At 49.1% G+C, this 1257-nt stretch carries 9 tRNA genes and 2 rRNA genes; all 11 read left to right on the top strand.

Annotated features, from left to right (window positions below):
• A 23S ribosomal RNA gene (locus Q3V31_RS30665) occupies positions 1 to 117 on the top strand; the annotation flags it as partial.
• A gap of 102 nt (positions 118 to 219) precedes the next feature.
• Positions 220 to 335, top strand: a 5S ribosomal RNA gene (gene rrf / locus Q3V31_RS30660).
• Positions 336 to 340: 5 nt separating this feature from the next.
• Positions 341 to 416, top strand: a tRNA-Val gene (locus tag Q3V31_RS30655).
• A 4-nt stretch (positions 417 to 420) separates the two neighbouring features.
• Positions 421 to 496, top strand: a tRNA-Thr gene (locus Q3V31_RS30650).
• Positions 497 to 509: 13 nt separating this feature from the next.
• Positions 510 to 585: transfer RNA gene (locus Q3V31_RS30645), tRNA-Lys, on the top strand.
• Between the two features lie 14 nt (positions 586 to 599).
• Positions 600 to 680 (top strand) — tRNA-Leu (locus Q3V31_RS30640).
• Between the two features lie 29 nt (positions 681 to 709).
• Positions 710 to 784: transfer RNA gene (locus Q3V31_RS30635), tRNA-Gly, on the top strand.
• A gap of 16 nt (positions 785 to 800) precedes the next feature.
• Positions 801 to 889: transfer RNA gene (locus tag Q3V31_RS30630), tRNA-Leu, on the top strand.
• 3 nt (positions 890 to 892) lie between these two features.
• A tRNA-Arg gene (locus tag Q3V31_RS30625) sits at positions 893 to 966 on the top strand.
• 8 nt (positions 967 to 974) lie between these two features.
• Positions 975 to 1048, top strand: a tRNA-Pro gene (locus Q3V31_RS30620).
• A gap of 9 nt (positions 1049 to 1057) precedes the next feature.
• Positions 1058 to 1133 (top strand) — tRNA-Ala (locus Q3V31_RS30615).
• The last annotated feature ends 124 nt before the right edge of the window (positions 1134 to 1257 follow it).

Raw genomic sequence — 1257 nt, 5'->3', positions numbered from 1 at the left:
ATTTCCCATAGCGTAAGCTAGTAAGATCCCTGAAAGATGATCAGGTTGATAGGTTCGAGGTGGAAGCATGGTGACATGTGGAGCTGACGAATACTAATAGATCGAGGACTTAACCATATAAATATGAAGCAATGTTATCTAGTTTTGAAAGAATATAAAAAACTTGTTGACTTTAAAAGTTAAATGAGTTACAATAATTCTTGTCTTAAATGAATACAGTCTGGTAATGATGGCAGAGAGGCCACACCCGTTCCCATACCGAACACGGAAGTTAAGCTCTCTAGCGCCGATGGTAGTTGGGACCTTGTCCCTGTGAGAGTAGGACGTTGCCAGGCAATTCGGAGGATTAGCTCAGCTGGGAGAGCACCTGCCTTACAAGCAGGGGGTCGGCGGTTCGATCCCGTCATCCTCCACCATTTAGCCGACTTAGCTCAATTGGTAGAGCAACTGACTTGTAATCAGTAGGTTGGGGGTTCAAGTCCTCTAGTCGGCACCAGTTTTTATTGCAAGAGCCATTAGCTCAGTTGGTAGAGCATCTGACTTTTAATCAGAGGGTCGAAGGTTCGAATCCTTCATGGCTCACCATTTTAATGAAATATGCGGGTGTGGCGGAATTGGCAGACGCACTAGACTTAGGATCTAGCGCCTTTGGCGTGGGGGTTCGACTCCCTTCACCCGCACTTTTAATGAAATAACTCAAACATGTCTTGCGGAAGTAGTTCAGTGGTAGAATACAACCTTGCCAAGGTTGGGGTCGCGGGTTCGAATCCCGTCTTCCGCTCCAATTTCCAATATGACATGCCGGGGTGGCGGAACAGGCAGACGCACAGGACTTAAAATCCTGCGGTGGGTGACCACCGTGCGGGTTCGACCCCCGCCCTCGGCACCATATGCGCCCGTAGCTCAATTGGATAGAGCGTTTGACTACGGATCAAGAGGTTAGGGGTTCGACTCCTCTCGGGCGCGTTTTCTTTCGGGAAGTGGCTCAGCTTGGTAGAGCACCTGGTTTGGGACCAGGGGGTCGCAGGTTCAAATCCTGTCTTCCCGATACTTGTTTGGGGCCTTAGCTCAGCTGGGAGAGCGCCTGCCTTGCACGCAGGAGGTCAGCGGTTCGATCCCGCTAGGCTCCACCAAAAAAGTTCTTTGAAAACTGAACGAAACAAACAACGTGAACGTCAATTTTTATTTTTAGATGCTAGACAAACTAACTTTATTGGAGAGTTTGATCCTGGCTCAGGATGAACGCTGGCGGCGTGC

It is taken from the genome of Bacillus nitratireducens, from assembly GCF_036320425.1.
Taxonomy (GTDB): Bacteria; Bacillota; Bacilli; order Bacillales; family Bacillaceae_G; genus Bacillus_A; species Bacillus_A nitratireducens.
This window is presented reverse-complemented; position numbering and strand designations above follow the sequence as displayed.